This window comes from Flavobacterium fluvii (assembly GCF_900129545.1).
GTDB lineage: Bacteria > Bacteroidota > Bacteroidia > Flavobacteriales > Flavobacteriaceae > Flavobacterium > Flavobacterium fluvii.
Map to the genome: position 1 here is coordinate 356,032 of NZ_FQWB01000004.1, position 26,748 is coordinate 382,779.

The 26,748-nt window shown below is 36.8% G+C and carries 27 protein-coding genes; all 27 read right to left on the reverse strand.

What is annotated here, in order from left to right; genetic code table 11:
* Nucleotides 1-356: 356 nt before the first annotated feature.
* Nucleotides 357-2,390 (reverse strand): outer membrane beta-barrel protein, encoded by a 2,034-nt coding sequence (locus BUC16_RS11420; RefSeq protein ID WP_073370680.1) that lies wholly within the window; start codon nt 2,388-2,390, stop codon nt 357-359.
* A gap of 78 nt (nt 2,391-2,468) precedes the next feature.
* Nucleotides 2,469-3,929: an Ig-like domain-containing protein gene (locus tag BUC16_RS11425; protein ID WP_073370681.1), complete on the reverse strand. Its 1,461-nt coding sequence runs from the start codon at nt 3,927-3,929 to the stop codon at nt 2,469-2,471.
* 310 nt (nt 3,930-4,239) lie between these two features.
* On the reverse strand, nt 4,240-5,040 hold the full coding sequence (locus BUC16_RS17810; RefSeq protein WP_073370683.1) for a hypothetical protein: 801 nt from the start codon (nt 5,038-5,040) through the stop codon (nt 4,240-4,242).
* Nucleotides 5,041-5,254: 214 nt separating this feature from the next.
* Nucleotides 5,255-5,533 (reverse strand): YtxH domain-containing protein, encoded by a 279-nt coding sequence (locus BUC16_RS11435; protein WP_073370684.1) that lies wholly within the window; start codon nt 5,531-5,533, stop codon nt 5,255-5,257.
* Between the two features lie 26 nt (nt 5,534-5,559).
* Entirely contained in the window at nt 5,560-5,712 is a 153-nt protein-coding gene (locus BUC16_RS17610; protein ID WP_141226142.1) for a lmo0937 family membrane protein, read from the reverse strand.
* An 18-nt stretch (nt 5,713-5,730) separates the two neighbouring features.
* Nucleotides 5,731-6,174: a sll1863 family stress response protein gene (locus BUC16_RS11440; protein WP_141226143.1), complete on the reverse strand. Its 444-nt coding sequence runs from the start codon at nt 6,172-6,174 to the stop codon at nt 5,731-5,733.
* 49 nt (nt 6,175-6,223) lie between these two features.
* Nucleotides 6,224-6,409, reverse strand: a complete 186-nt coding sequence (locus BUC16_RS11445) for a CsbD family protein (protein WP_073370687.1) — start codon at nt 6,407-6,409, stop codon at nt 6,224-6,226.
* A gap of 146 nt (nt 6,410-6,555) precedes the next feature.
* On the reverse strand, nt 6,556-6,975 hold the full coding sequence (locus BUC16_RS11450; protein WP_073370689.1) for a low affinity iron permease family protein: 420 nt from the start codon (nt 6,973-6,975) through the stop codon (nt 6,556-6,558).
* A gap of 2 nt (nt 6,976-6,977) precedes the next feature.
* Complete coding sequence (locus BUC16_RS11455; RefSeq protein WP_073370690.1) at nt 6,978-7,196, reverse strand: hypothetical protein; 219 nt, start codon at nt 7,194-7,196, stop codon at nt 6,978-6,980.
* A 33-nt stretch (nt 7,197-7,229) separates the two neighbouring features.
* The gene (locus BUC16_RS11460) at nt 7,230-7,463 is read right to left on the reverse strand and encodes a hypothetical protein (protein WP_073370692.1); all 234 of its coding nucleotides are present in this window, start codon (nt 7,461-7,463) and stop codon (nt 7,230-7,232) included.
* A gap of 141 nt (nt 7,464-7,604) precedes the next feature.
* Entirely contained in the window at nt 7,605-7,832 is a 228-nt protein-coding gene (locus tag BUC16_RS11465) for a hypothetical protein (protein WP_073370694.1), read from the reverse strand.
* Between the two features lie 4 nt (nt 7,833-7,836).
* A complete protein-coding gene (locus BUC16_RS11470; RefSeq protein WP_073370695.1) occupies nt 7,837-8,685 on the reverse strand; it encodes an MlaD family protein in 849 nt (282 codons plus the stop codon).
* A gap of 19 nt (nt 8,686-8,704) precedes the next feature.
* Nucleotides 8,705-9,439: an ABC transporter ATP-binding protein gene (locus tag BUC16_RS11475; RefSeq protein WP_073370697.1), complete on the reverse strand. Its 735-nt coding sequence runs from the start codon at nt 9,437-9,439 to the stop codon at nt 8,705-8,707.
* Nucleotides 9,440-9,443: 4 nt separating this feature from the next.
* Nucleotides 9,444-10,202: an MlaE family ABC transporter permease gene (locus BUC16_RS11480; RefSeq protein ID WP_073370698.1), complete on the reverse strand. Its 759-nt coding sequence runs from the start codon at nt 10,200-10,202 to the stop codon at nt 9,444-9,446.
* A gap of 39 nt (nt 10,203-10,241) precedes the next feature.
* The gene (locus BUC16_RS11485; RefSeq protein WP_073370780.1) at nt 10,242-10,631 is read right to left on the reverse strand and encodes a hypothetical protein; all 390 of its coding nucleotides are present in this window, start codon (nt 10,629-10,631) and stop codon (nt 10,242-10,244) included.
* A gap of 265 nt (nt 10,632-10,896) precedes the next feature.
* Entirely contained in the window at nt 10,897-11,370 is a 474-nt protein-coding gene (locus BUC16_RS11490) for a Dps family protein (protein WP_073370700.1), read from the reverse strand.
* A gap of 217 nt (nt 11,371-11,587) precedes the next feature.
* On the reverse strand, nt 11,588-13,987 hold the full coding sequence (locus BUC16_RS11495; RefSeq protein WP_073370702.1) for a glycosyltransferase: 2,400 nt from the start codon (nt 13,985-13,987) through the stop codon (nt 11,588-11,590).
* 1 nt (nt 13,988) lies between these two features.
* A complete protein-coding gene (locus BUC16_RS11500; RefSeq protein WP_084546158.1) occupies nt 13,989-14,366 on the reverse strand; it encodes a glycoside hydrolase family 130 protein in 378 nt (125 codons plus the stop codon).
* Nucleotides 14,366-14,725, reverse strand: coding sequence for a glycoside hydrolase family protein (locus tag BUC16_RS11505; RefSeq protein ID WP_141226144.1), 360 nt, complete (start codon nt 14,723-14,725; stop codon nt 14,366-14,368). Before BUC16_RS11505 ends, BUC16_RS11500 begins: the two co-directional genes overlap by 1 nt.
* A 221-nt stretch (nt 14,726-14,946) precedes the next feature.
* Nucleotides 14,947-16,626 carry a L,D-transpeptidase family protein gene (locus tag BUC16_RS11510; protein ID WP_073370707.1) on the reverse strand — a complete coding sequence of 560 codons (1,680 nt, stop codon included), beginning with the start codon at nt 16,624-16,626 and terminating at the stop codon, nt 14,947-14,949.
* 26 nt (nt 16,627-16,652) lie between these two features.
* Nucleotides 16,653-16,847, reverse strand: coding sequence for a hypothetical protein (locus BUC16_RS11515; protein WP_073370708.1), 195 nt, complete (start codon nt 16,845-16,847; stop codon nt 16,653-16,655).
* A gap of 128 nt (nt 16,848-16,975) precedes the next feature.
* The gene (locus BUC16_RS17615) at nt 16,976-18,247 is read right to left on the reverse strand and encodes a DUF6600 domain-containing protein (RefSeq protein ID WP_073370712.1); all 1,272 of its coding nucleotides are present in this window, start codon (nt 18,245-18,247) and stop codon (nt 16,976-16,978) included.
* 749 nt (nt 18,248-18,996) lie between these two features.
* Nucleotides 18,997-19,431 carry a response regulator gene (locus tag BUC16_RS11525; RefSeq protein ID WP_073370714.1) on the reverse strand — a complete coding sequence of 145 codons (435 nt, stop codon included), beginning with the start codon at nt 19,429-19,431 and terminating at the stop codon, nt 18,997-18,999.
* On the reverse strand, nt 19,428-22,724 hold the full coding sequence (locus BUC16_RS11530) for a PAS domain S-box protein (RefSeq protein ID WP_073370716.1): 3,297 nt from the start codon (nt 22,722-22,724) through the stop codon (nt 19,428-19,430). The genes BUC16_RS11525 and BUC16_RS11530 overlap by 4 nt, the downstream gene beginning before the upstream one ends.
* 16 nt (nt 22,725-22,740) lie before the next feature.
* Nucleotides 22,741-23,301, reverse strand: a complete 561-nt coding sequence (locus BUC16_RS11535) for a helix-turn-helix domain-containing protein (protein WP_084546162.1) — start codon at nt 23,299-23,301, stop codon at nt 22,741-22,743.
* Nucleotides 23,302-23,631: 330 nt separating this feature from the next.
* On the reverse strand, nt 23,632-24,105 hold the full coding sequence (locus tag BUC16_RS11540; protein WP_073370719.1) for a hypothetical protein: 474 nt from the start codon (nt 24,103-24,105) through the stop codon (nt 23,632-23,634).
* Nucleotides 24,106-24,440: 335 nt separating this feature from the next.
* Nucleotides 24,441-26,711, reverse strand: a complete 2,271-nt coding sequence (locus BUC16_RS11545) for a cation:proton antiporter (protein ID WP_073370721.1) — start codon at nt 26,709-26,711, stop codon at nt 24,441-24,443.
* Between the last annotated feature and the right edge of the window lie 37 nt (nt 26,712-26,748).

Genomic DNA, 26,748 nt, shown 5'->3' on the forward strand with positions numbered 1-26,748 from the left:
TTGTTGTTCAACATTTTCTTAAAAGCCAACAACTGTGCCAATAATCTGAAATTAACATATATTGGCTATTGTTATTTTTTAAATTACTTATAATCAACACATAACAAGAACCAATAAAATTATGATAATGACACCAACATTAAATAAAGAGGTGCTTTTTTTATCTTATTTTTATTTTTAATTGCTGAATTATTTATAATGTAAAGGTGGGGAACATTCAAGCTTGTTCTGTTATACATTTACCGGCATTAATTACAAAATTCACACATTTAGCAAATAGCTTGCTTATTCCATAAAAAAAAAGACAGGGTTTTGAATCCCTGTCCTTTTGCAATCTGTTTGAAATTATTTGAATTTTATTTACCCGAATTGAAAATATCAATAATTACGGTACGGTTATAAAAACGTTCCTCCGGAAAATTGTTGTTGAAAGGAGAATGGCTTGTATCTTCGCCATAACCGTTTACTTCAAATTTCACGTCGGTTCTACCCGATTTGGCCAAAGCACTTCCAAGAATGTTTTTCACATCGTTGGCACGAGCTTGGGACAAACTCAAATTATGGACATCATTTCCAATAATATCTGCATGACCCTGGATAATGACCGTTCCATTCATCGGTATTTTAGGTGCTACAACATCTGTTAGGTATTTATCATAGATAGTGATGGCTTTCGATTCGTTGAATTCATAAATAACGCTATATCTTAAACCTTCATCTATTTTGGCTGGTGTCCAAAGTACGATGTGTGCCTTTGTTTCTTTGCTTACCGCTTTACCACTTTTGGTTTGGCCCGTCATCGTGATTTTATAATCTCCTTCAGGTTTGTCTCCCAAAATAGTTTTGGTCGGTATGCTCACGCTTTCTTGGGTATATGGACCAAAAGATTGAACTTTTCCGCTTTCATCCGTAGCTTGCACAGACCATACAGAGAAAGCTTCGTTGGCTCCTTTTACGTCAAAAACCACATAACTTTCGGCTGGTGCTTCTTGCATGGCAGCAGTTTCTGATACTCTAACATCAGGTCCGCTTTGAAATTCCATCAATAATACTGGAGAACTGCTTTCGATGGAAACCCTTCTATCGCCTTCACGAAGCAAATCCAATTCCAGTGTTCCTCCTGGTTGTACTGAAGGAAGATTTGGTTTCAACTGTCCTTTGGTAGTGATTCTTGAAGCACTGATTCCGAAAGTATTTACCAAATAGAATTTAACTGATTCCGCCATTTCTTTACCGTCTTTTGCTCCTTGCTCTGAAGACCCAACCAACGTAATGGTTGTTGATGGGTTTTTTATCATACGGTCTCCCAAAATATTGATGACATTATAATATACATTCATTTGTCGTTCAGAACGACCAGATTGGTTTATTGGCGTTATCATTTCCAGTTGATCTTCCCTGAAGTCTTTCACTTCTTCTTTTTTAAGCAGTTTGTAACGACTTGGGATTTCGGATGAACCTAAATTAAAGAACACATAGTTGCGTAATGGAAAAACTTCTCTAACACGTCGCTGTGTAGGAACATTGGCAGGAGCATTAACAGAAAACTGAACTTCTGGATCTGCTATCACCGTTGCTTTTGCATTATCGTCCGGCACTGAAATAAGACGTCCTTGACCAAACTTAAGTGCCACACCGGCTCTTATCGTTGTTATGTTCAATGTTTCAATAGAACGCGGATCTTGTCCAAAGTAGGGATGAAATGAGGCAAAAGGAGAAAGAACAAATTGTGTTTTGCTGTTTTGTGATGAAAGCGGAATATCATATCCCAATCCGATTTGCATCGAAATGATGGTTTTTTTGACATCGCTTAAATCGCCTTTCACTGCTGGACTTGCCTCTTGATTAGGATAAGCAGGATTGATTCCCAGTTGGTAAGTGAATGATTTGTCCAAATTGAAAGCCAAACGTGGCCCACCGAACAAATAGAAATTAGATTTAAAAGGAGCAACACGCAAACTAGGTTCTACCGTGATGTAACTAATATTCGTTTTTAAATCGGCAGGACAGTCACAAGGTGTTACCACTTGATCAAACTTGGCTTTGCGGTTGTCGTATCCGGCTTGCAACATAAAACCCAATCTTGTGTCAGGACGGTGGTATTCCAAAAGAGGAGCCACGAACAATCCAACACCTTTACCTTCGTGAAAAGTAGCCGGAGGAGTAAAATCAGAATTCAATTTATAAGTTGAACCTTCATAGAAATTAAAATTGGCACCCGCTGCCACACCAAACCACCAAGACGGTTTTGTGTATTGCAATTCCTGTGCTTGTACTGGCGCTTGGACACTGAACCAAACCAAAGCAACTATCAAAATGCTTTTGAGTGTCGGTTTATTTGGGGTCAATGTACTATACAAACCCTCTTTAAAATTAGCTTTTGCTTTCATTTTTTATTTTTTTATTTTGTTAAAATAAATCCCGCCCTAAGACGGGATGTGTTTTTTTTTATATTTTAAATCAGGCTCTTAGTTAGGAACATTAATTACGGTATTGACCATGGTAACTGAAGACACCAGCGAAATCGCTCTACCGTTTAATGTAGTCACACTGGCATTTGTACTATTGGCAGGAGAAGACAAAGTCACTCCAGAATTAGCGATAATATTTCCGGTCATCACTCCACCTCCGGCGTAATTAATAACTGCTGAACTACCCACATACCAGTAAACATTTTTAGCCAAGGCACCACCAATCAATTTCACGCTTCTTGGTAATGAATTACCAACTGTCAAAGCAGAAGCCGTTTGAAAAACGAACACGGCATTCGGATCTCCTTTGGCATCCAATGTAAGGTCGCCATTAGTGATGTCAAAAGTTCCACTATTCGATTTGTAAACACCCGGAGCCAGTGTTAATCCTCCAAGTTGTCCTGCTCCTGGATCAATACCACCCGGCATCGAAGCTGGAGAAATACTTAAATATGCAGCTCTGGCGGCATTCAATCCTATTAAAGCAGTTGCTGCTTTGGTAGCATTTCCCGGTGCTGGTGCAGCTGCGAATATTTCACCGGTAACAAGTCCTTTATTAAGAGGAGTTATAGTATAAACATCACCTGTCAATACTTCTTGGAAACCTGTCATCAAAGTTGAAGCAGCAGTTGTTCCTATATTTCCATTAACCACGGTAAATAATCCTTGATTGGTTATTCCGGCATTTCCTCCGAAAACACCAAAGAACAAACCGCTTGTGCTTGTAGGCGGAGGCGTAACAATTACAGGAATTACCGTTGTAAAACTCCAAACATAATTACTTGCCATTGGAGTACCGGCAACATTTTTAGCACCATTAGTAATAGTAACCGTATATACTTTGTTTGCTAATAATGGCAAAGACGGTGCAAAAGAAACCGTTGATCCGGAATAGGTAATGGCTCCTAAAACCGCATTTGAACCTTCCTTAACGGTAAACGTTGTACCGTCTAATGTCAATGGGTTCATTGGCATATTAAAGGTCGCCGAAATAATTTTATTTAGCGCAACTCCAGTAGCATTGTTCGCAGGATCAGTTGAAACTATAATTGGAGCAATACCAGTAGTAAATGTCCAAACATAATCAGCCTGCAATGCATTACCTGTCAAGTCTTTGGCCGATGTTTTGATTCTGGCTGCATAAACTGTGTTTGGAGCAAGAAGGCTGTTTGGGGTAAATGTCGCGACTGCACCAGAAAGTGTAACCGTTCCTGAAACTGGGATTCCTCCTACTGTTAAAACAAATGAAGATTGATCGATAGTTGCTGGATTCATCGCTTCGTTGAAGGTCGCAGTAATTATCTGGTTCAAGGGCACTCCAACAGCGCCATCAATGGGGTTCGTTGTTGATACAACTGGACATACACCAACGACTTCTTCGAAATCATCATTTGCACAGCCCGAAATTAACGCAATAAACAGTATTGCGATAGTCAATAGTAATTTTTTAGTTTTCATTTTCTGGGGGTTTTATTAATTTTAAAATGTTAAACATTTCACAATGCAAAGATTGGTCTGTTATAGTCATAAAGTGTTGTACTATTAAAGACAAGAGTTGTATTATTCACAGGTTTTAAAATCAAAAAGACCAATACAATAAATTTTATTCAACCGTACCGCTACAAAAATGAAAAAATCCCCCAAATTATTCCTTTCAAACCATTTATGGATTTTTAACACAACTGCCCGTTTTCAAAAAAGTCCAAAAAAAAAAAATCGAGATTGAATTTCTCGATTTTTTAAGGTGTATCAGATTTAACAACTTTCGTCACTCTTCGTTTTTATTTTTCTCATTATGTCTTAATTTGCAAATGAATGCAGACATTTCTCTTGTTAAAATATCCAAAGTAATTGCAGATTCTTTTATGCAAGCCACAAACTGCTTTAATTCCCCTGGAGAGCTTGTCGCTTGTTCCAACATGTTCGAAAAACCCAAAATATTGGCAATGGGCTGTCTTACTTTGTGCGAAGTAATAAACATCATTTCCTCCAATCCTTTTACATATTCCCTTTGTTTGTCTTTGGCTATTTTGAGATTCCTGTTGGCAATATTCAGTTCCGCAGTTTTTATTTGCCGCTCCTGGGTTTTATAAATCAATTTTTTATTGGCAATAACCAACTCCGATTCCCTTATGGTTTTTTCCAGTTTTTGAAAGGCGAGTTCCTTATTGGCAATAATCAATTCTACGGCTCGTTTTTCTTTCTCTTTATTTTGAAACACAAGTTCGCTTTTTGCAATAACCAACTCCGAAGCCCGTTTTTCTTTTTCACTGTTTTGAAAAGCAAGTTCAATATTGGCAATGGCCAACTCGGCAGCACGTTTTTCCTTTTCTTCATATTGAAAAGCCAATTCTTTATTTGCCAAGATTAACTCGGCAGCAAGATTTACTTTTTCCCTGTATTGAAAACGAAGTTCATTATTTGCCTTAATGGATTCGTTGGCCTTTTTTTCAATCTCTGCATTTTTACGAACCTCTTTTTTATTGACCAAAAATAATTTTCGAGCAAGTTTTTCTTCCATCATTGCGATGGATTCTTTCAAAACATCATTTTCATCAATCGCTTCCATATCTTTTGATTTATTATGGCAACAAAATCCCAACCAGCATTTTAAACAATATGCCAACTAAAACAGAGATTGTCATTTCCAAAAATAAGAAAACAAAACACCAACGGTTTAGCCTAATGTGTTAAACATTGGCAATCCTGAAGGTGTCGTATTTAAATCTATGTTTTGAAAAAAAGTTCTATTGTTTGTTGCTTAATTATATTAGGTTTCGAATTTAAACCTCCATATTTTTCAATTCTTTTTTCACGGAATTCAACCTTGCTTCTCCATCAGAAATTAATTCTTCTTTTGCGTGCCAAATGTTCTCGTATTTATCATTCATCGATTCCAACAAAGAATCGAATTTGTCTTTCAAGACATCTACGCCATCATTGGCTTTATTCATGATTCTTTTTCTTGTTTTTGATCCTTTTTCAGGCGCAAACAAAACACCCATCAATGCACCTGCGGCAACACCGCCCAAAACTCCCAATAATAATTTACTTGAATTCATAATTTATGTTTTTATGTTTAATTTATTTATAATCTTCTGCCTTGAATAAGTCTCAACAAGACCGCAACAATTGCTATAACAAGAAGAATGTGGATGATTGATCCCACACTGTAAGCGAAGAATCCTATGGCCCATAAAATGATTAGAATGATTGCCAAGGTGTAAAGTAGATTGCTCATGATTTCTTTTTTTTAAAATTATTTTTTATTGTCAACGGTTAAATCTTTCAGGCTCTGGCCTAATTCGTGCATATCGTGATTGAATTCGCGTTTAAAAGATTGCCAATCTTCATTTGCGCCGTTTTTATGCGTTTCCATTTTGACTTTAAGGTCTTTGTTTTTTTGTTCCAGGATTTCAATATTTTTTTCATATTTGGCGTCGATTGCGCTTCCCGTGTTTTTTATTTTGAGCTTCAATTCAGCGATTCGTTCCTCATTTTTGATGATGATGGAATCTCCAGAATTCTTGAACGCTTTCCATTCTTCTGCAGTTGCCTCTTTCTTGGCGTCTATAAATTCCTTATTGGCATCTTTCACCTTTTCTGTGGCTTCTTTTTCTTCTTTGGTGGCAGGTTTGCAACTCACTACTGTTATTGCTGTCAAAAACATCATAACGGTTACTGCAAAAATTATTTTTCTCATTTTTTTGATGTTTTTTGAATTGATGAAACGTTGTCTTGTAAAAAGACGGTTAAAGTGCTCCTATTATTTTGAACAATTCCTCCTTGGTTTTTCCTAGTTTTTTTTGAAGCTTCCCCAACATTTCTTCTTTTTTGCCTTTTACAAATAGCAAATCATTGTCTGTCAAGGCTGCAAATTTTTGTTTCAATTTGCTTTTTTGTTCTTCCCAGTTTCCAGTAAGTTCTATAGTGCTCATTTTTTTTTGAATTTATTTGTGAATGTGTTTTCACAACTATACAAAGGTCGTGTCATCATACCTCGAAAGTGTTACATAACTTTAGAAAGAAGTTACATCATTCACACATTTTGAATGTTTTAGCTTTATTGTTGGGCAATAAAAATTCAATCCACTTCTTTTTTATCTATTTCTTTCTCCATCTCTTTCACTTGTTCAGCCAGTTCTAAATATTCCTTGGAAAGTTCCGTAACTTCTCGTTCGGTTTTTTCTTCGGCATTAATAACCGAATTTTTTGCCGGTTCGTGAGATGACACCAGTTCATTTACTTTCAAATGCAGGGAACCCGAAAACTTGTTGAATGATTTTTGAATAATAAACAAACTCAAAAAAGTAAGTCCCAATATGACATCCCCAATAATTTGATGAATATCCTGGCTGGTAAACAAAAGATTAATCCACCAGAACAGCACCAAACAAAAAGCCAAAATAAACGTGATGGAATCTCCAAGAATGATGGTCGCCAAAGAAACCAATTTTTCGAAAATCTTTTCGGTGAAGCCGTATATGTTTCTTATTTTTTTCATTTTTATTTTGTTGGCGAATGCTGATTCTTGATGTAATCTTTTAATAAAACATCCAATGAGTCATAATAACCCTGCAAGGTTTTAGTATTCATTTTGGGATTTTCCATATTAGGAATCGTGTCGGGCATCTCTGAAATGTATTTCGACAATTCAGGATATTGTTCCCTTATTTTCATGGTGATTTTGAGAATGGCAGTGTCGAGTTCTTTTTCAGTTTTCATGATAAATTGTATTAATCAATTACTGGAACAATGTTATTTTTTCAACCAAGATTTATAATCAAATAGATTGTCTTCCTGAGCCCTTACAGAACATCCGCTAGCTTTATTGTAATATCTTTGTTCTTGCTGATTGGTGACTTCATTATAAGACATTGCCACCTCAAGATTACATTTTGCATTGCTGGCATAAAAACCAATCAAATCTTGATTTTCGGCTAAAATATCCAAAGATTGAACTGCTTTAATTAGGTCGTTAATTACGGTCATTATCATGATTTTGTTTTGTCGAAAATGAGTTTTCTCGACTTCACAAAGATGAAGCGCTTTCCGAAAAAAAGTGTTACACAACTTTATCCCAAAGTTGCATAATTCACATATTGAATGACTTGAATTTTAGAAATTTACAAATCAGGCACTCCTCTTCTTTCTATTGCTTTCTTCAATGACAATGAAACCGCCAACGATTATCATCAACCCAATAACGGGCTCCCATTGCACGGGGTTATCTTGTTCATTGCTTATGCTGGTCGATCCCATTTCCGCCAATTGTTCGTCGGTTACATAATTAAAACCCGTGCAAACCGTCATTATGATTCCCATCATGATAAATACTACCCCAAGAATTTTTGTGTCCATTTTTCTATTTTTTATTCTTCTCTTTTTCTTCTTTTGCTAACTCTTCCTGTTTCTTTGCTTCGGCTTTTTTCTTTTTGTTGAAATAGCCTTTCAGCAGAAAATTGTCCTTGGCGGCTTCCATATTTTCGCTCAATCCTTTTGTTCCCGCTTCCAGATTCGACATCGTCGAATCTAGTTTTATGCCTAGTTGTTCGTCTTTGACCAGTTTTGAAAGCATTCCTTTTCCGTTGTTCATGCTGGTGGTGAATTTGGAAAACTCTTTGGTACTTATTTCTAGATTGGCCAATGTGTTTTGCAAACTGTTGGCGAATTCTTTGTCGTTCATCAGCTTGGACAAAGTGCCATTTCCATTATTCATGCTGGAGCTAAATTGGGCCAGTTCGGCCGTAATAATTCCCGCATTGTCCAAAGTCGTTTTCACGCTTTTCATCAAGTCTTCCATTTCAATGGCACTTTTCGACTTAATAAAGTCGTTGTCCTTGACTACCACTTGGGAAATAGTTCCGGGTGAAACTGTCAAAACTTTGTCTCCCATCAATCCATCAGAGCCTATACTGGCCGTGGCATCCTTTTTAATGTATTTTTGAACGTCTTCTTCCATCAACAAACTCACGACTACGGTAGAATCATTTATCAATTCTATTTCGCTGACAGTTCCCACATTGATTCCCGAAAAACGCACATTGTTTCCCACTTTCAAACCACTAACCGTTTTGAATTGTGACTTCAAATTGAAAGTGTCCCCAAACAAATTTTGCTGTTTTCCAACAAAATAAATAGTGATGACAAACAGTACTAGTCCAATGACCACAAACATTCCTAATTTCCAATTTGATCCGGTATCTTTATTCATGATTTATATTATTTATTGTTTAAATGAAAAATGAGTGTACCCATTCGTCCTTGCTTTTTTCCAGTTCTTCATAACTACCTTCGGCAGTAATTTCGCCTTCATTAAGAATCAATATTCTATTTCCCGTTGTTTTTGCACAAGCCATGTCGTGTGTAATTATGATGGAACTTGCTTTGTATTTTTCTTGAACAGACAATATCAATTCACTGATTTCCCTCGAGGTAATGGTGTCCAAACCCGAAGTGGGTTCGTCATATAAAATAATTTTTGGCTTGATGATGATGGCTCTTGCCAATGCGATTCTTTTTTTCATCCCGCCAGACAATTCCGAAGGCATTTTGTCTATGGATTCTGCCAACCCAACATTTTCCAATGCTTCCATAATTTTACTTTCAATTTCTGGCTCGGCTAAATTTCGAGTATGGTGTTTTAACGCAAATTTCAAGTTTTGCCTTACCGACATCGAATCATACAAGGCGCCATTTTGAAACATAAAACCAATATTGACCCGCATATTATTAAGATCATCGTCGTTTAATGCGCTTACTTCTTCGTCAAAAATTTTAATTTCTCCTTTGTCGGCTTTAACTAATCCCACCAAACATTTGATGGTCACTGATTTTCCGGAACCAGAACGCCCCAGAATAACCAAATTTTCTCCCTTGTTTACCGAAAGATTAATTCCTTTCAAAACTTCGTTTTCCCCGAAAGTTTTATACAAATCCTTTATAACAATAACTGGTTGTGTTTCCATAATTCTAGAAAAATAAATCGGTTAGTTGAACGGCCAGCATATCAATAATAAAAATGGAAAGCGAAGCGGCAACCACGGCTTCATTTGCAGCAATACCTACACTTGCCGTCCCGTTTGAAGCATTAAAACCCTTGTAACAACCTATTAATCCAATAAAAAAACCGAAGAAAAAAGTCTTGATGATGGCTGGAAATAAATCCAAAAACTCCAGATGTTCCAACACGTCGGAGAAATAGCGAAACAAGGTCATGTTTCCGTGGATGTTGTAACCAATATAGCCTCCATAAATTCCGACAAAATCGGCATAAATCACCAAGAGAGGCACCATGAGAGTGGTGGCCAAAATTCGGGTAACCACTAAATATTTATAGGGATTCACTGCCGAAACTTCCATGGCGTCTATTTGTTCCGTTACTTTCATCGAACCCAATTCGGCACCAATTCCAGAAGCAATTTTTCCAGCGCAAATTAAGGCGGTAATTACTGGGGCAATTTCTCGAATCAAGGACAAGGAAACCATGCTGGGCAACCAGGATTCAGCCCCAAATTTCAATAATGTAGGTCGGGATTGAATGGTTAAAACCAAACCCATTATAAATCCCGTGATGGTTATCAAGGGCAAGGTTTTGTATCCAACGGCGAAACATTGCCTGCTAAACTCCCTCCATTGAAAAACGGGCTTGAGAAGTTCCTTGAAAAACCTCAAGGTAAATTGGGTCATGTCACCCGCTTCTTCAAAAATATTTTTTATATATACAGTCAAAATAGTTCGGTTTTATATTTTTATGAAATTCTTTTCAAACTAAACTCCTGCTTCCGAAAAGTAAGCCTTCACAAAAGCTATTTTTTGATTCTCGGTCATTGTATCGGTGTTTTTTACTTCAATTTTCATTTTTCCGAAACCCTCCACTTTGTTTAAAATAGCCAACAATTCGGCTTTGGCATTGGTTGGACCAAAGAGTACCACTTCGCCATAATCCTTGATTACCTCAACCAGTTTTTTGTAATAGCTGGATAATTGTTGTTGCTCCTTGTTATGCATCAGGTTTTCGCTTTTGGCCAAAGCCTGCGTTTCTTCTTGATGTGTAAATTCTGATTCGATGGTTATTCTTTCGAAAGAATCAAACGTAAATTCTATTAAATAAGCGATGGAATGATCCATCCATACTCCCAATTTTTTTACTGCTTTCATATCATTGTTTTTTTGAGGTTGATTCGATAGTTGCAATTGAAACAATCTCATTTATAATAAGGTAAAGATGAGCCTATTAATACTGTAAATTGTTATACAACTTTTGTTATAAGTTGTATTATTCACTCTTTTTTGAACAAACTGTTTTACACTTAAAATTGGACATAAAAAAAGGCTGTCTCCAAAAGACAGCCTCAAACCAAAAAAATTTCTCAAATTTTTCTTCACCAAAAGATATTTCTTTGTTTTGGTTTTAATTATGCCATTAACCTAAATACCTTCTCATAATCCAGGCGATGGTTTCGTGTTGTTGCAGGATTCCCGTAAGCAAATCGGCCGTTCCGGCATCATGATAATCATTGATGCACAAATCAATATCTTTACGCAATTCGGCTATCATCATTTCGTGATCGGATAGCAATTCCGAAAGCATTGACTTTCGAACAGGATATTCGTTTGGATGCTCCACAATTCGCGAAAGCAATGAAAACTCGTTCATCGTTCCAATGGTTTTACCTCCCAATTTACCAATTCGTTCCGCTACTGCATCTATAACAACTTCCAATTCTGCGTATTGCGATTCAAATAATTTGTGCAGTTCCATAAAACTTTCGCCTGCCACATTCCAATGGAATTTTCTGGTTTTGATGTAAAGCATCATCTCGTCCGACAAAATAACGGAAAGCAAGTTGTTTATTTTTTGCAAATGATTTTCGCTAATTCCAATTTTTGGTATCATGTTATTTTTGTATTTATGTTTTGAAATAATTAAAAACCATCAAAATCATCTGTTAGTACCGCAATTTTTTGTGGTGAGATTCTTCTTCTCTTGACTAAACGACATTGATTGTTTTTATCCAGAATTCAATTTACATTAATTCTATATTGTAAAATTCAAAAAACTGAACATTAAATCGTTACACAACTTTTTGGAAAAGCTGTGTAATTCCTTGCTTTTATAATTCACCACTCTCGATTCTGGCACTTGATTTCAATTTACTTTTTCTGGAAACAATTATTTTACCAATGTTTTCAGACCCATCCTTCTGGTTCAACTGTTTTTGTATGGCAAGCCTCGCCATTAAATAACTTACCGTCGATTCGGCACCTTGATTCAAATTAATGTACTTGTCCTCCAATCCGTCATAGCAACCTCCCGTACAAGGATTGTAAATGATTTGGTGTAAATGATTGTTTCCCAAAAACCAGCTGAAACCAATTTCCATTTTTTCTAAATACTTTTCGTCCTTGAAAACATTGTAAAATTTGCTCAAGGCAAGAATGGTGTAAGCAATGTCAATGGGCTGTTCGCCACCTATTTTTTCCAGATTCAATTCTTCGTCATTGGTGTGCCAACCTTTATTTGATATGACTCTTATGCTGTTGTTTCTGTATATTTTTGACAACAAGAAATCAAAAGATTTTTCTGCAATTTCTCTATAAATTGTCTCGCCTGTCGTCAAATAAGCACACAATATGGCCTCTGGCAAGATACTGTTGGCATAAGTAAGATAACTCTCGAACCATTGCCAGTCGTCTTTGGCTTCGTGTTTGTACATCTGTACCAACTTGTTGGCTAGATGTTGCATTAAAAGCACGTTTTGAATAGAATGGTGTTTCAAATTACTATAATAAATTCCTTTTATAATGAAAGCGACAGCTCGTGTGGAATTCATTTCACTAACATTTTTCAATGCCAGTTCCATGGTCAACACAGCGTTTTTATACAATCCTGTTGGCAAAATTTCACCCAAAGAAATGAGGTGTCCCAAAGCCCAAATCGCTCTTCCATTGGCATCATCCAGATTTTCGTTGTTTTGTTTGGTAAACTTTTTCTCTTTGTCGACATAATTCAAGAAAGTGCCGTCATCTTGAAAACAGAATTTTATAAAGTTGAAATACTGGTTGATGTATTCTAAATCTCCTTCATCGTTTGTCAATTCAAAATGTTGGCACATGGCCACCAAAGCTCGAGCATTGTCGTCTAGAGTATAACCTGACTCTAAATCAGGTTGATTGATTATTGAAAACTGAATCATTCCAAATGGAGTGGTCAGGTTTTTGAAATGATTGAGGTTGACTTCAGGAATTTTATACTGCAACTTTATATTTCCATCCGATATTTTTTCAAACATGTTGGCGTGTGCTATTGCAGAATTTTCCCAAGCGGTTGGAGCCAATTTATGAATGCCGTTTGCGGCTATGTTTTTGCGCAACTGCTCATCTCCCAATAAAAGAATGACTTGTTCGGCCAACTGTTTTGGATTTTCAAAATCTACAATAATTCCTGTTCCGTTTTCCAATACTTCCATGGCGTGCGGAATTGGGGTCGAAATAATGGGACAACCACAACTTATGGCGTAGGCAAACGTACCACTCACGGCTTGGTTCCTGTCTTTGGACGTAAAAAGATAAATATCGGTCAGTTGCAAATATTCCAACAGCTCATTCAAGGGCAAATATTGATTGATGAATTTCACGTTGTTTTGCAATCCCAAAGCCTCAATTTTGGCTTCCAACGAATTCCTGTATTTTTCACCTTCATTTTTAAAAACAGTTGGATGCGTTTTACCGATGATGAGAAACAACACTTGCGGTTGTTCTTTGACAATGGCTTGCAAAGCATCGATCGACGTTTCGATGGATTTTCCGGAACTCAATAATCCAAAAGTTGAAATAATTTTTCGTCCCGACAATTCATATTTTCTCTTGAGGACTTCCTTGTTCGAATGCTCCACCAAATGCGTTCCGTGGGGAATAATCGTGATTTTTTCAGGTAAAACACCGTAATTATTTTCCAGTATTTTTGCCGATGAATTAGTCATCACGATAAAAGAATCTACAATAGCATTGATTTCTTGAACCTGCTTTTTAAGCTGGTCATTTGGATTAGGCAAAACCGTGTGAAAAGCCACGATTATCGGTTTGTGAATCAATTTTAAAAAGGATATAAAGTCGGCTTCGTTGTTTCTGAACAAACCAAACTCGTGTTGAATCAAAACAATTTCAATGTTTGAATTTTCATCAATATGCTCGGCTAATTCCACATACATTTTGGGATTGTCCGTTTTCAGGACGGCATATAGTTTATCTGCATAAATGTGCTTTTCATTTCCTGATTCCAATGCTACAATTTTTATGGCAAACGATTTTGTAAATTTGTTGTTTATTGCAAAAATTAAATCTTGTGAATAAGTTGCAATGCCACATTCTCGGGGCGGAAAAGTGGTGATAAACAAAATTTCAGGCAGCTTGGTTTCGCTATGCATTAAATCTAATTTGTTGTCCAAACTATTTTTAAACTGCTTTTTTATTGAAGCCAAGTTATTTGGGGGGATTGTGATTTTATTTCTCATTTTATTTTTTATTATGCATTAATTCCTTTAACAATTGGGACAAACTCATTGATGCACAACCAATTCTTTCGTCGGCGGCACCATAATAAACATATAAAACATCATCAAAAACTACTGTGCCTGTAGGACAGCACACGTTATTTACTTCACCTTTCAATTCCCAGACTTCCTCGGGTTGGAACAATGGATATGGTAATCTGGCAATTTCTATCTGGGGATTTTCTAATTCAAGTAATGCTGTACAAGCAGAATAAACATAGCCATTGATTGAAACATGAACACCGTGATAAATAATAAGCCAACCCAATTCCGTTTCTATTGGCAGACAACCTCCACCGATATAACTTATTTCATGGTCATGTTTTGGCGAAAACAGGATTAATCCTTAAAATTGATTAAATAATTTCGCCAAAACTCTTCGGACAAATCCTCTAATGATTCAATTCCGGTTACTACTTGTATTTCAGGTTTAATACGATGAAGAAAACAGAATTTGTCATTAATTTTTCTTGAAAAGAAAACAAGACTTTTGTCCCATAACAATATTTTAAATCCCTCTTTTTCAACAATATGATTGCGCTGGTTATAACGATAGTATTTTCCGTCGGTTACATCATTTGCATTTACAAAATCGTCAAATTCTTCATACGTGATTTGGGGAACAATAATTCCTTTTTTGTCAAAATGAAGGAAATATTTGGAAGTGGTTAGCGCTCCTGAGGCATTTACACACATCATAAGCAGTGTAGCTAAGATAATATAAATTTTCGATTTTTACAATTTTTGGACCCTCAATTCCATAACACTTTTAACAACCATGAATTGCAAACATCTATTTTATACAAACAAAAAAGTTATATTATTCACCACTCTTTGTCTTAAAAAAACTATTCGAAAATTGGAGATAAAAAAAGGGGCTGTCCGCAATAGAAAGCCCCCCAAACAAAAACCAAAAAATATTATTCTCCAAAAATTTCGTTTGACAGTTGTTGGTCTAAATCATAAATATCATTTCTGAAATTCAATTGTCCCTTACTGTCAACCCAGGAAGTAAAATAAACGATATATACCGGAACAGTTGGCTTAATTTGAATGCCATATTCTTTGTTTGTTTTCAAAATCGTGTCCACCCTTTCTTGATTCCAGTTTTTATCTTTTCGAAGGAGATACATCAGCAATTTATTGGGATTTTCAACCCGGATGCAACCGTGACTGAAAGCTCGTTTCGAAGCCTTGAAAAGTCCTTTTGAAGGCGTGTCGTGCAGATAAATATTGTAATTATTGGGAAATAAAAACTTCATTTTTCCCAATGCATTTTCCCCGCCCGGTTTTTGCCGAATGATGAAAGGAACGTCTCCTTTGTATTTATACCAATCTATGGTGGAAGAATTGACTACTTTATCGCCCGAAAGCACTTCCATATTGTTTTCTTCCAAATAATTGGAGTTCTTTTTGATATTGGGAATTATTTCATTTCTTATGATGCTGTTGGGAATATTCCAATACGGATTAAGCATGATCCGTGAAATATTTCCCGTGAAAATGGTGGACGGATTCACGTCTTTTCCCACCACGACATTGGTCGTCCAAACCAATTTGTCGTCTTCAATGACGTGTAGTTTATATTCCGGAATATTGACCAGCAAATATTCTTTTTCCATTTCGACTGGAACCCATCGCAATCGCTCCAGATTGATCATCATTTGCTTGATCCTGAAATCAACCGATTGGTTTAATTCAACAAGGGTTGGAGCATTTATCTTTCCATTTTCGACTAAACCCATTCGATGTTGAAAACTGCTAACCGCCTTGGCCAATTGATTCGTGAAAACAATGGTTTTGTCATTGGTCGCTAAATCTCCCGTCAAAAACAAATGCTGTTTTACGGCCAATAAACAAGAATCATTTTCCGTGATTGACAAGACTGTTTTTGTGGTGACAATTTTAGGAAATCCTCCCTTTTTGGCAATTTTGCGATATTCCCTGAGCTTTGTTTTTAATCGTATGTAATACTGGTTGACCGGTTCCGAGATGTTTTCGCCCTTGTTCAAAACCACCAAGGAGTCGAGCAGCGCTTGGTAATTTTTCTTTTTTCGAGGGATGTACCAATCCAGTTCGTGAGGATTTTTGACTATTCCGCCATAAACCTTTTTCGAATACTTGAAAAAAGTGGTGGTAAGCAACAACTCTAATTCTTTCTTGCGATTTTCCCTGGCAAGAGAAGGTTTTGCATCTGTAGTCGTCAGCGCAATCAAGGAATCCAAACGGGTATTGATGAGACTGTTGTTGTCAAAATCAACGCTAAAATTTCGTATTTTGTTGTAAAGAATAGGAACGGCTATCGTCATCCCTTTTTTATTGAACCAGGCAAATTGATATTCCCGATTTTCATAAAATTGATATACTTCTTTTTTTATGGTGTCGCTTTCTGGAAAAGCCTTGAAATAATTATCCAACTCCGTTTCGTCCAATACCAAATCAGAATAATTTTGTGCCGTATAAATGCCCGACTCAAAGCCCACGTTTCCTTTTTTATTGTTGCATCCCAATGTAAGCTGCATTACAACAAGCCATACCAAAATGATTTTGCTGTTAAATCCTGTCTTAAAAATGGAGAAACTATTGGAGATGCAATACATAATTATTTATTTTTTTAGAATACTATTTATGATTCGTCTTTTGTGGTACGCACAAGGCTGATACCGGAAACGAAAAACACGATGCCGAGTATGCCGTAAATAATAAGTTCTTTTACGTCTTTTGTACCGCCTGAAGTATCGGAAAAAACTACTGCAGTGTAGATAAGGCCACCAATTCCAAGGGCTGTGAGCAATGCTCCAAAAAATCTTTTTAAATTCATGATGTTTAATTTTAATGGTTTATTGTTTTGGAAAACAGATTTAATATGGATGCTGCCTTAATTATTTAAAAAAAGCAGCATTATCCATATATTTTGTATTTTGATTATTCTAGTTTGTCAAAGCTGGACTAGTTATTCTTTTCCTGCTTTGGTGGTCTATTTTTACCTTGCTGTTGCTGCTGTTGCTGTTGCTTGGCTTGTTCGTTATTCTTTTGTTGCTCCACTTGTTGTTGTTTCGCTTGCTCGTTATTCTTTTGCTGCTCTACTTGCTGTTGCCTGGCTTGTTCGTTATTCCTTTCTTGTTGCTCTTGCTGCTGCCTGGCTTGCTGATTGTTGCGTTGTTGTTGTTCTTGCTGCTGCTTGGCTTGTTGGTTATTACGCTGTTGCTGCTCTTGCTGCTGTTGGGCTTGCTGATTATTGCGTTGTTGCTGCTGTTTAGCCTTTTGATTGTTGTTATCCTGTTGAACTTGCTGTTGTTTGGCTTGCTCATTATTACGTTGCTGTTCCTGCTGACGTCCAGCTTGTTGATTATTGTTTTGCTGATTATTAAGCTGCTGATTTCCTCTCTGCGATTGAGTATTTTTATTTCTTTGAGTTACCGGCTGCACGTCTTCTTTTTTGGCCACTTTATTGGGCACAGGTTTCTGTCCATTTGAGTTATTCTTGGCCACTCTTGGCCTGTATATTTGGAGTTCTCCCTTGTCTACATTTTGCCCTGGATCTCTTCTTTCTCGCATTGCAACTGGAGCAATTGATCTACCGGTTCGTTTTTGAACCTCAGTTCTATTGGGTCCTGAATTGTATTTCACGCGGGTTGAATTATCAATCTGGATATTGTTTATTACCGTTGAATTTCTAATGATTGTTGTATTGACGGAAGAGTTTACATAATAATTATTAATGTTCGTTCTTCCAAAATCCCTATCCCTGACAAACGTCCATTGATTGTTGGGCAGTCTATAACCACTGCTGTAAGCGAAAGTAATACTGATACCTGGACCTATTGGTGCCCATCCATAATATCCTTCGGATCTTCTCCAACTAACCCATCCCGGACCCCATTCGCTTCCCGGCACCCATGACCATCCATAATAATTGTCATACATCCAGCGCCCATAATGAAAAGGCGCCCATCCCCATGGAAAATCTGAAATCCATGTCCAGCCTGCATTGGTAAATGCCCAATATCCATCTGTGCGATAAGGCGTAAATCCATAACCCACATCAGGAATCCAAACATATCCGTAATTTGGATTGTACACCCAGTCCCCATAAGGACTTAAATTATCATAGAAAATTTGAAAGTTGACGGATATTTGTGCAGATGCTTTTTGTGGTGTCATCCACAGCATTGCATTTAGAAAAAAGATTAGAAAAAATGTTTTGCTTATCGTTTTCATGATATTCGTTTTTAATTGTTTTTATCTAAAAAATACTGCTAAAAATTAGCTTAGGTTTGGTGTTTTTAGAAGTAATTAGATTTTAAATTTGAAGCAAAAAGGTCGTTTAAATTCCATACAAAAATCGTCTGTTTTGCACCCATCTTGAACCAAGTTCATTTCTTTCCCAGTGGCTTTTTTTTGTATTTACGACTTTGATCGTGTCTTTCCCAAGTTACATATACTTGTGTATAGGATCGAGATTGGGTACTCTATCCAAATATAATCGTTGCTTGGACATTACGGCCTGTTGTAGGATTTGATAAACGGTTTCTTCCGAAACATAACCCACAGAACAGGAATTAAAGAATGACAGTATTGCCATTATACTGATAAAAAAAGGCTCTTTTTCATGATATTATTTTTTAAATAAATTGTTGATTCGAGTTTTTATACTCTAATGGCGTTCATCCTTATCGATTTTATTCGTTACTGGAAAGACTACCATTTAGATTCTTTTTCCTGCCTATTTTTCAATTAACATTGATTAATATCAACAATACAAAGTTGGCAATGTTTTTCATAAAATCTATTACACAATTCTGCAAAAGAGTTGCATCATTCACACATTCCAAGATTAAAAAAAAGGGGCAATTTTAGTTTCTTGTCCCTAAAAATCAAGAAATAATTATAAAAAAAAAACGATGCAATTTCTAAAGAAAATGCATCGTTTTGAGGCTAAACAACTAGGTCGAATACTATTGAAACAACTACATCCTGTCCATATACCAACTCAATTCTTTTTCCATTTTTTTATACCTGAAAATGGTGGGAATGATTTTTTGCAAACGCATAAAAGCCGTTTCGCTTTTCACCACATAATCAAAAGCTTTATGGTGCATGCACTTTATGGCAACTTCAATTTTGTCTTGTGAAGACAGCATCACCACTGGAATGTCGGGATTGAAATCTTTTATTTTGTCCAATGTCTCGATACCGTTCATTGCCGTTTTATCGACACCATCGAGTTGATAGTCCAAAATAATGGCATCTGGATTTTTTGATAAATTCGCAACACAAAGTTCTCCAGTCGCATAGGTTTCAATAGAAAAATCGGCGTGTTCCATAAATTCAATTTCCAAGGATTTAAGGAACAAGGCATCATCATCTACCAGGAACAGTTTTATTTTATTTTCGTCTTTCACGATTTAGTATTTTTAATTAAATTAAATTCTATTTCTAATTCTTCGCAAGCTTGCTTGCAAACAGTTTCCAATTGGACAACCATTTGGGCTGTTTCCTCGGTAAATTGATTTGCTTTTACAGCATCCTGTATTTTTTTTGACACATCTTCCAACTCTGGACTCATGCCCATTATGGAGAAAGACGGAATGATTTTATGTACGGCAGCGCCCAATAAATCCCAATCTTTATCCTGGACACTCTGCTTCATTGCATCGATTAATGGAGGCGTTTGTTCCATATATATTGAAATCATTTCCATCATCAATTTAGGATTGGATTTGGTTCTGATGCTTAAGTAATCCAAATTGGTGCATTTTGTTTTTATCTTTTTAGTTGAATTTTTTGTTCCTTTTGGAGTTCTCTTATTTTTTACGATACCAACAATTTTGCTGTACAACAAACGCTCGTCAACAGGTTTTGCAATATAATCGTTCATTCCCACGGCTTTGCATTTTGCCAAATCAACCGTGGTCACATCGGCCGTCAGGGCAATAATCGGGATATCTGAATTCATTGTGTTCCGTATGTATTCTGTGGCATCAAATCCGTTCATGACTGGCATTTGCAGATCCATTAGAACAACATCATAGGATTCGTTTTGGAGTTTTTCGATGGCAATCTTTCCGTTTTCGGCAATCTCTCTTTCAAAACCAAAATCGTCCAAAAGGGTCTTCATCAATAATTGGTTCAGCGGCATATCCTCTACAACCAATACTTTTATGTTCCTGATTTGGGTTTCCAATGTTACAATTTCGGTTTCCAATTCGGCATCCACGTTGGTTTTCAAAAATCGCAATACAAAACTAAAAGTACTCCCTTCTTTAATTTTGCTTTTCACGCTAACAGTGCCTCCTTGTGGTTCCACCAATTGTTTTACGATGGCCAATCCCAATCCGGTTCCACCATATAATCTTGAAGTTCCACTGGTTGCCTGCTGAAAATCGTCAAAAATAGTATCAATTTTCCCCTCGTCTATTCCTATTCCTGTATCGGCAATGGCAAATTCAACCGTGGCACTTTCTTCATCTTCATTCAATAAAAGAACGCTTACCGTGATTTTCCCTTTTGTGGTAAATTTAATCGCGTTGCTGACCAAGTTTAAAATAATTTGATGCAAACGAACTGGGTCGCCAAGCAATACTTTTGGAATATTGGAATCATATTCCGTGACTAATTCCAAGTTTTTTTCCTGAATTTTGGTTTCAAAAATATGCAGCATGGCCAAAATAGATGCCGATAATTTAAACGGAACCTGCTCAAATGTCATTTTTCCCGCATCTACTTTTGCCAAGTCCAGAATATCATTAATAAGAACAATCAATGCATCGCCACTCATTTTTATGGCCGATAAATATTCTTTTTGTTTGACGCTCAAATCGGTTTTCAACACCACTTTGGTAAATCCGATGATGGCATTCATGGGTGTCCGAATTTCGTGGCTCATGTTCGACAAAAATTGTTGTTTTGCTTTTACGGCATTTTCGGCAATCAATGTGGCGGCTTGGGCATTTCTTTTTTCTTCTTCGGCAATTTCAGTGGCTAGTTCCGCAAATATTCGGGCTTCTATCAATTCTGTTTCAATTCTTTTTTGGTCGGTAACATCCCTGGCGACAATCACGACACCCAATACATTTCCGTTGTCATCTTTATATACCGATCCGTTGAACAACACATCGGTCAATTTGCCGTTTACATTTCGGAGCGTAAGCGGTGCATCGGCAACCGATCCTTTTTTAAACACTTCTTGATATACTTCACGTGCCTTTTGCTGATCCGTAAAATAATCGAAAAAGTCGGAGTCAATAAGTGCTTTCCGCGGCATTCCAACAATATTTACTGTTGCTTCATTCATGTCCATTATCTTGCCTTCGGTACTGATGGTAACCAATGGATCGAGACTGGCTTCAATTAAACTCAAAGAATATTGAGAAGCCAATTTGGCGGAATAACTAAGTGCTTCGAGTGCTTTATTTGCAATTTCACGCTTTTCTTTTTCTTTGTTTTGAAAGTCAAGTTCGATGTCGGCAATAACCAATTCATCGGCTCTTTTTATTTTTTCTTTATTTTGAAAAATAAGTTCTTTGTTGGCAATAATTAATTCTGCCGCCCGATTTTCTTTCTCTTCATTTTGATACGCCAATTCTTCATTGGCAATGCCCAATTCATTTGCCCGTTTTTCTTTCTCTTGATTTTGAAAAGCGAGTTCTTTGTTGGCAATTTGTAAATCCAAAACCCATTTTTGTTCTGCAATGTCCCTGGCCACAATCACTACTCCTAGAATATTGCCCTTTTCATCTTTAAAAACGGAACCGTTGAATAAAACGTCCGTCAATTTTCCATCTTTGTGTCGAATGGTAAGATGGGAATCGGCAACCGAGCCTTTTTCGAACACTTCTTGATATACTTCCCTTGCACTTTGTTGCTCGGTAAAATAATCGAAGAAATCTGACCCTATCAGTTGTTCGCGAGGTACACCTGTTATGTTTACCGTTGCCTGGTTCATGTCCATTATTTTCCCTTTGACACTAATGGTAACCAATGGATCAAGACTGGCTTCAATAAGACTCAAAGCATATTGGGAAGCTATTTTTTGGTCGGAAGTGTAGGTTTCCAACTTGTTGTTTATTTCTGTTTTGTTTTTTATGATAAGAATTACCAGAATAAAGATAATCACTAGAAAAACAAGCAGTAAAAAAAAGAGTAGTCCAGAAAATTGATTGCTGTTTTCATTTTCCGCTTTTCTTAGCTTCAGTATCTTTAGCTCTTCTTTATTGATACTGGCAATGGAATTTCTGATTTTATCCGTAAGCACTTTTCCTTGTTCAATAATTGCTGATTTTTCTAAATCACCCAGTTCATTTTGTCGCTGTTTTTCAATATATTTTTTTGTAAACACTATTCTTTCCTCTGACACTTTTTTCAATGCAGCCACCTGCATCTGATGATTTGGAGAGTCGTTTGTTAGCGAAATCAAGGTGTCTACATCATTGCGAATATTGGTTTGTCCAACAGCAAATGGTTCCAGAAAACTTTCATCCCTGGACAATAAAAACCCCCTAAATCCTGTTTCCACGTTTATGGCGTCCAATAAAACATCTTGACTCTTGCTGATGACTTTCTGGGCGTGCATCATTCTTTCCCTGGAAGCTGTCTCTTTTTGGCTGTTGGTATAAAACACCCATAAAACCGTGGTCAGTATAATAACTGAAAGAATATAAAAAAGAGTTGTTTTTTTTCCTAAAATGAATTTCATACTACTTTTGCAAAAATTAATCTTTACTTTTTAAATTGCCAATTTCTTCCAACGGACTGCGTCTCTTATCTTTCATTTGTTTGAAATGGGACGGCGAAAGACCTGTCACTTTCTTGAACTGGCTCGACAAATGTGCCACACTGCTGTAACCCATTTTCCAAGCAATTTCAGTGATATTGTGTTCTCCGTAAATAATTAATTCTTTGATGCGCTCCGTTTTATGTGAAATTATGAAATGCTCGATGGTCGTTCCTTGCACTTCCGAAAACAAATTCGACAAATACGTATAGTCGTGATTCATTTTTTCGCTTAAATAATCCGAAAAATTGACCTTGATTATTTCGTCGGAATGGTGTACCATTTCGATAATTACATTCTTGATTTTTTCAATCAGCATCGCTTTTTTGTCGTCCATCAATTCGAGTCCCGAATGAAGCAAATTGGCTTTTAACACCTCTCGTTTCGCCATCGATATGGTTTCCATTATCTCGACTTCGCCTAAATCAACAACGATAAAGTGCAGGCCAAGGTTTCTTAGCTCCTGTTTTACAGCCATTTTGCAACGGTTGCTGACCATATATTTGATGTATAATTTCAAGTTATTCTATTTTTAAAAAGTTTATGTAAAAGTCGAACGATTCGCTTTGGAAAGACTTATATAACTTTGGAATAAAGTTGTATAATTCACACATTGTCACTTTGGGATAGTGATTTTTAAATATGGAATTTATACTAATGATGGAAGTTGAAAATGAAGGTTATTTTATAACACCTAAATCCAATAAGGCTCTTTTTTTTTGTAAGATACGAATAAAGCACGACAATGTAATTATGTCATTGACTATAAAAAACTTAATGAATAAAAAATTGTCTTTTTATAACCAATAACACATTAAAAAAAATGGAATTATTTTTTCAGGAAAGTATCTGTCCATTCGGTCGTTTTCAAGGAAGAAACCTTGTTTTCTGCATTGAGTGTCACTCGAAGTTCTTTATTGGCATTGGAACGCTCGTATAAAGCTTTATATCGAAACAGGGTTTCGTTTCCCGGACTGATTCTATACACTTCCATCAATTTGAGATCGACAAAACTGCCGTATCTCTCCCTAAATTTCAAACATACTTTCGAATGTTTTTCCAAAGTCGTATTTTGAATTACCGATGGTGTCGCCTCGCTTTCTTTAAAAGGAATAAATTTGGACGTATTGCAAATCATTAAAAGTCTTTTTCCCAAATCATAGGCTCTTTTCTTTTGATCGGCACCGACTTCTGCAAGAGGCACTTTTGCATATTCAACCACGACAGGCTTTACAACCACCTGTTTTGGTTTACAACCTATCAACAAAATAAAAAAACACAAAACAAGAACCTTATTTTTCATGACAGACCGTTTTAATTTCAAAGAGAATTGGAATTATAAAAAAACTAACTCCAAACACTTATGACTATTAGTAACGGTCAACTTCCGATTAAAGTATAAAATTCAGGATGGATTTATACAGCTTGTTTTTCCTTGATAAACGCAGAAGATTTTTTTCACCGCAGATTTGAAGATTTCTTTTGACTGTATAGAAAATAATTTGCGTAAATTCTGTTGAAAGCGGCTAATTCACAATAAAAACTCACATTAAAATCTGCGCCCCGAGCGAGAGCGAATAGGCGAAGCAATCTGCGACCATTTTTTTGAATTATGCGCTTACCCTGTTCCGCTTTCCATTAAAGTTTTACAATTAAAATGGTTGGCGTATTGTTGAGCCAAACACTTTGGGCATCAACCTGTTTTTTCCAACTGTCCAGACTGATGATGACTAGATCCTGTTGCGCCAACAACTCTTTTCCAATCACTCGCTCGTTTGTCAACATAATATGATTGGGAGCCACTTGCTCGATGGAGCGAATGTTTTCCTGGATAACCGTGTTGTTTTTTACCTCGTCCAAAGCATTCGAAATCACAATTTGGGAACCATTGTTATGAATGAGTTTTTGTGCATATTCCAGCAGGAAAGCATCTTCTTTGCTGTATATCGGGATGAACACGTTTTCGATTTGTTCCAATCCTTTATCCACAATAATTCCAACCGACATTTTGCTGTTGGCTATAATCTGGCGGGTGTTTTCATCAAATGGGGAATTTTTAAACAAGCCTTCTTTACCGGTTATCTTGTCGATAAATCGATCTGGATTCATGATACTGGTGGTAAAACCCAAGACTTTTCCAAGCAAGCTTCCTTCAAATATGGATTGTCCCAAACCGACCAACAATAAATCATATTCTCCTTGGTTGGCCGTGTCAATCAAATCGGAATTGACGTCATTGGACACTTTAAACAAGGTATAAACTTTTTGATTCAATGTTTCGGATTCGTTTATGATGGGCAGGAAAGTTTCCTTTTCATGGTCCTTTACATCAAAAGTATGCAACTCGGAACTCCTGCTCAAATGCATGGCAGTCACAATGGTGTTCTCCGTTTGTTTTTTGACCAAACTATTGGCCACCTTAAGCAATGTTTTTCCTTTCTCGGCGGAATCAAATGAAAGCAGCACCTTGTATTTGCTTTTGTCTCCAATGGTTTCAGGCACAAAAGTTGTTTTCGTTTTAAAAATATAATTGATTAAATCCAATGCCGGTCCCGTCATGAAAGTGGTAACCAAAGCCATTATGACCATCATCGTAAAAATCTCGGCCGACAATACGCCCAAATCATACCCAATGTTCAGCACCACCAATTCCATAAGTCCCCTGGTGTTCATCAAGGCGCCGATGGAAAGACTGTCTTTCCAATTATGCCCCACAAATTTTGCGGCCAAGGCACTCCCAAAAAACTTGCCGCCCACACCCACCAATATAATCACACCCGTTATTTGCCATAAATAAGCATCGTCAATCAATCCGATTTGGGTTCGCAAACCTGTAAACACAAAAAACAAAGGAAGCAAAAGGATAATGGAAACATCTTCCACTTTTTCGATGAACATAGTCCTGAATTTCGTGTTTTCAGGCATTATCGCTCCCGCCATAAAAGCACCAAACAAGGCGTGAATCCCAATTAACTCGGAAGCATAGGCAGAAAACAACAAGGTCAAAAAGAAGATGGCAACGATGGGTTTGTTCAAACTTTCTTTGGTACGATTGATGTCCGCCACTCGTTTCAGGAATGGCCGAACCACTTTCAGCATCAGCAAGACGTACAAAAGTGCCAACCCAATAACATACAAGGAACTGGTAAACGAACCTGCTTTTACAATGGCAATAACTGCAGCCAAAATACACCAAGCCGTAACATCATCGGCGGCGGCGCAAGTAATCACTATGGTTCCCAATTTTGTTTTATGAATGTTCCTTTCCTGGACAATCCTGGCCAATACAGGAAAAGCCGTAATGCTCATGGAAATCCCCAGAAACAAACCAAAAGAAGTAAATTCAACTCCTGCCGGAGCAAATGATTTATAGATATAAAAAGCCAAACCCATTCCCAAAGCAAACGGAATAATGATACTGGCGTGACTAATAACCACGGCATCGTGGGCTTTATTTCGCAATGCTTTTAAATCCAATTCCATCCCGATGACGAACATGAAAAGAATCAATCCAATTTGGCTCAAGAATTGCAAATTGCCCAAGGACTCTTTCGGGAAAAGCATTCCTGAAAATTCAGGAAAAAACATTCCCAGCAACGAAGGCCCCAAAACGATTCCCGCAATGATTTCACCCACAACCGAAGGCTGGCCTATTTTCTTGAAAACCCATCCAAAAAAACGGGCTACCAGGATTATCGTTATGACTTGCACCAAAAGTATGGACAATGGACTTTGCAAATTATGCATCATCGAGGCAACAAAATCGGCCCAATGACCATTTGCTTTTGTATTGGAAACAATGTTTTGTCCTTCTTCCAATTTTTTTCCATTGATAATTATGGCATAGATTAAAGACGAAAATCCGCCTATAATCAATATATAAAACAATGAACTTTTAAAATTTTTCATACTTCTTGAATTTCTATTAACAATAATTGGATACAAA

Excerpts from the sequence above, each read along its gene's own strand:
- BUC16_RS11455 (WP_073370690.1), bottom strand. The coding sequence starts at position 7,196 with ATGAAAACTGAAAAAGAACTCGACACTGCCATTCTCAAAATCACCATG.
- BUC16_RS11490 (WP_073370700.1), bottom strand. The coding sequence starts at position 11,370 with ATGATACCAAAAATTGGAATTAGCGAAAATCATTTGCAAAAAATAAAC.
- BUC16_RS11475 (WP_073370697.1), bottom strand. The coding sequence starts at position 9,439 with ATGGAAACACAACCAGTTATTGTTATAAAGGATTTGTATAAAACTTTC.
- BUC16_RS11510 (WP_073370707.1), bottom strand. The coding sequence starts at position 16,626 with ATGTATTGCATCTCCAATAGTTTCTCCATTTTTAAGACAGGATTTAAC.
- BUC16_RS11440 (WP_141226143.1), bottom strand. The coding sequence starts at position 6,174 with ATGAGAAAAATAATTTTTGCAGTAACCGTTATGATGTTTTTGACAGCA.
- BUC16_RS11515 (WP_073370708.1), bottom strand. The coding sequence starts at position 16,847 with ATGAATTTAAAAAGATTTTTTGGAGCATTGCTCACAGCCCTTGGAATT.
- BUC16_RS11530 (WP_073370716.1), bottom strand. The coding sequence starts at position 22,724 with ATGAAATTCATTTTAGGAAAAAAAACAACTCTTTTTTATATTCTTTCA.
- BUC16_RS11485 (WP_073370780.1), bottom strand. The coding sequence starts at position 10,631 with ATGAAAGCAGTAAAAAAATTGGGAGTATGGATGGATCATTCCATCGCT.
- BUC16_RS11465 (WP_073370694.1), bottom strand. The coding sequence starts at position 7,832 with ATGGACACAAAAATTCTTGGGGTAGTATTTATCATGATGGGAATCATA.
- BUC16_RS11470 (WP_073370695.1), bottom strand. The coding sequence starts at position 8,685 with ATGAATAAAGATACCGGATCAAATTGGAAATTAGGAATGTTTGTGGTC.
- BUC16_RS11505 (WP_141226144.1), bottom strand. The coding sequence starts at position 14,725 with ATGATGTGTGTAAATGCCTCAGGAGCGCTAACCACTTCCAAATATTTC.
- BUC16_RS11445 (WP_073370687.1), bottom strand. The coding sequence starts at position 6,409 with ATGAGCACTATAGAACTTACTGGAAACTGGGAAGAACAAAAAAGCAAA.
- BUC16_RS11450 (WP_073370689.1), bottom strand. The coding sequence starts at position 6,975 with ATGAAAAAAATAAGAAACATATACGGCTTCACCGAAAAGATTTTCGAA.
- BUC16_RS11545 (WP_073370721.1), bottom strand. The coding sequence starts at position 26,711 with ATGAAAAATTTTAAAAGTTCATTGTTTTATATATTGATTATAGGCGGA.
- BUC16_RS11495 (WP_073370702.1), bottom strand. The coding sequence starts at position 13,987 with ATGAGAAATAAAATCACAATCCCCCCAAATAACTTGGCTTCAATAAAA.
- BUC16_RS11435 (WP_073370684.1), bottom strand. The coding sequence starts at position 5,533 with ATGAATTCAAGTAAATTATTATTGGGAGTTTTGGGCGGTGTTGCCGCA.
- BUC16_RS11535 (WP_084546162.1), bottom strand. The coding sequence starts at position 23,301 with ATGGTCAGCAACCGTTGCAAAATGGCTGTAAAACAGGAGCTAAGAAAC.
- BUC16_RS11425 (WP_073370681.1), bottom strand. The coding sequence starts at position 3,929 with ATGAAAACTAAAAAATTACTATTGACTATCGCAATACTGTTTATTGCG.
- BUC16_RS11540 (WP_073370719.1), bottom strand. The coding sequence starts at position 24,105 with ATGAAAAATAAGGTTCTTGTTTTGTGTTTTTTTATTTTGTTGATAGGT.
- BUC16_RS17615 (WP_073370712.1), bottom strand. The coding sequence starts at position 18,247 with ATGAAAACGATAAGCAAAACATTTTTTCTAATCTTTTTTCTAAATGCA.
- BUC16_RS17610 (WP_141226142.1), bottom strand. The coding sequence starts at position 5,712 with ATGAGCAATCTACTTTACACCTTGGCAATCATTCTAATCATTTTATGG.
- BUC16_RS17810 (WP_073370683.1), bottom strand. The coding sequence starts at position 5,040 with ATGGAAGCGATTGATGAAAATGATGTTTTGAAAGAATCCATCGCAATG.
- BUC16_RS11420 (WP_073370680.1), bottom strand. The coding sequence starts at position 2,390 with ATGAAAGCAAAAGCTAATTTTAAAGAGGGTTTGTATAGTACATTGACC.
- BUC16_RS11460 (WP_073370692.1), bottom strand. The coding sequence starts at position 7,463 with ATGACCGTAATTAACGACCTAATTAAAGCAGTTCAATCTTTGGATATT.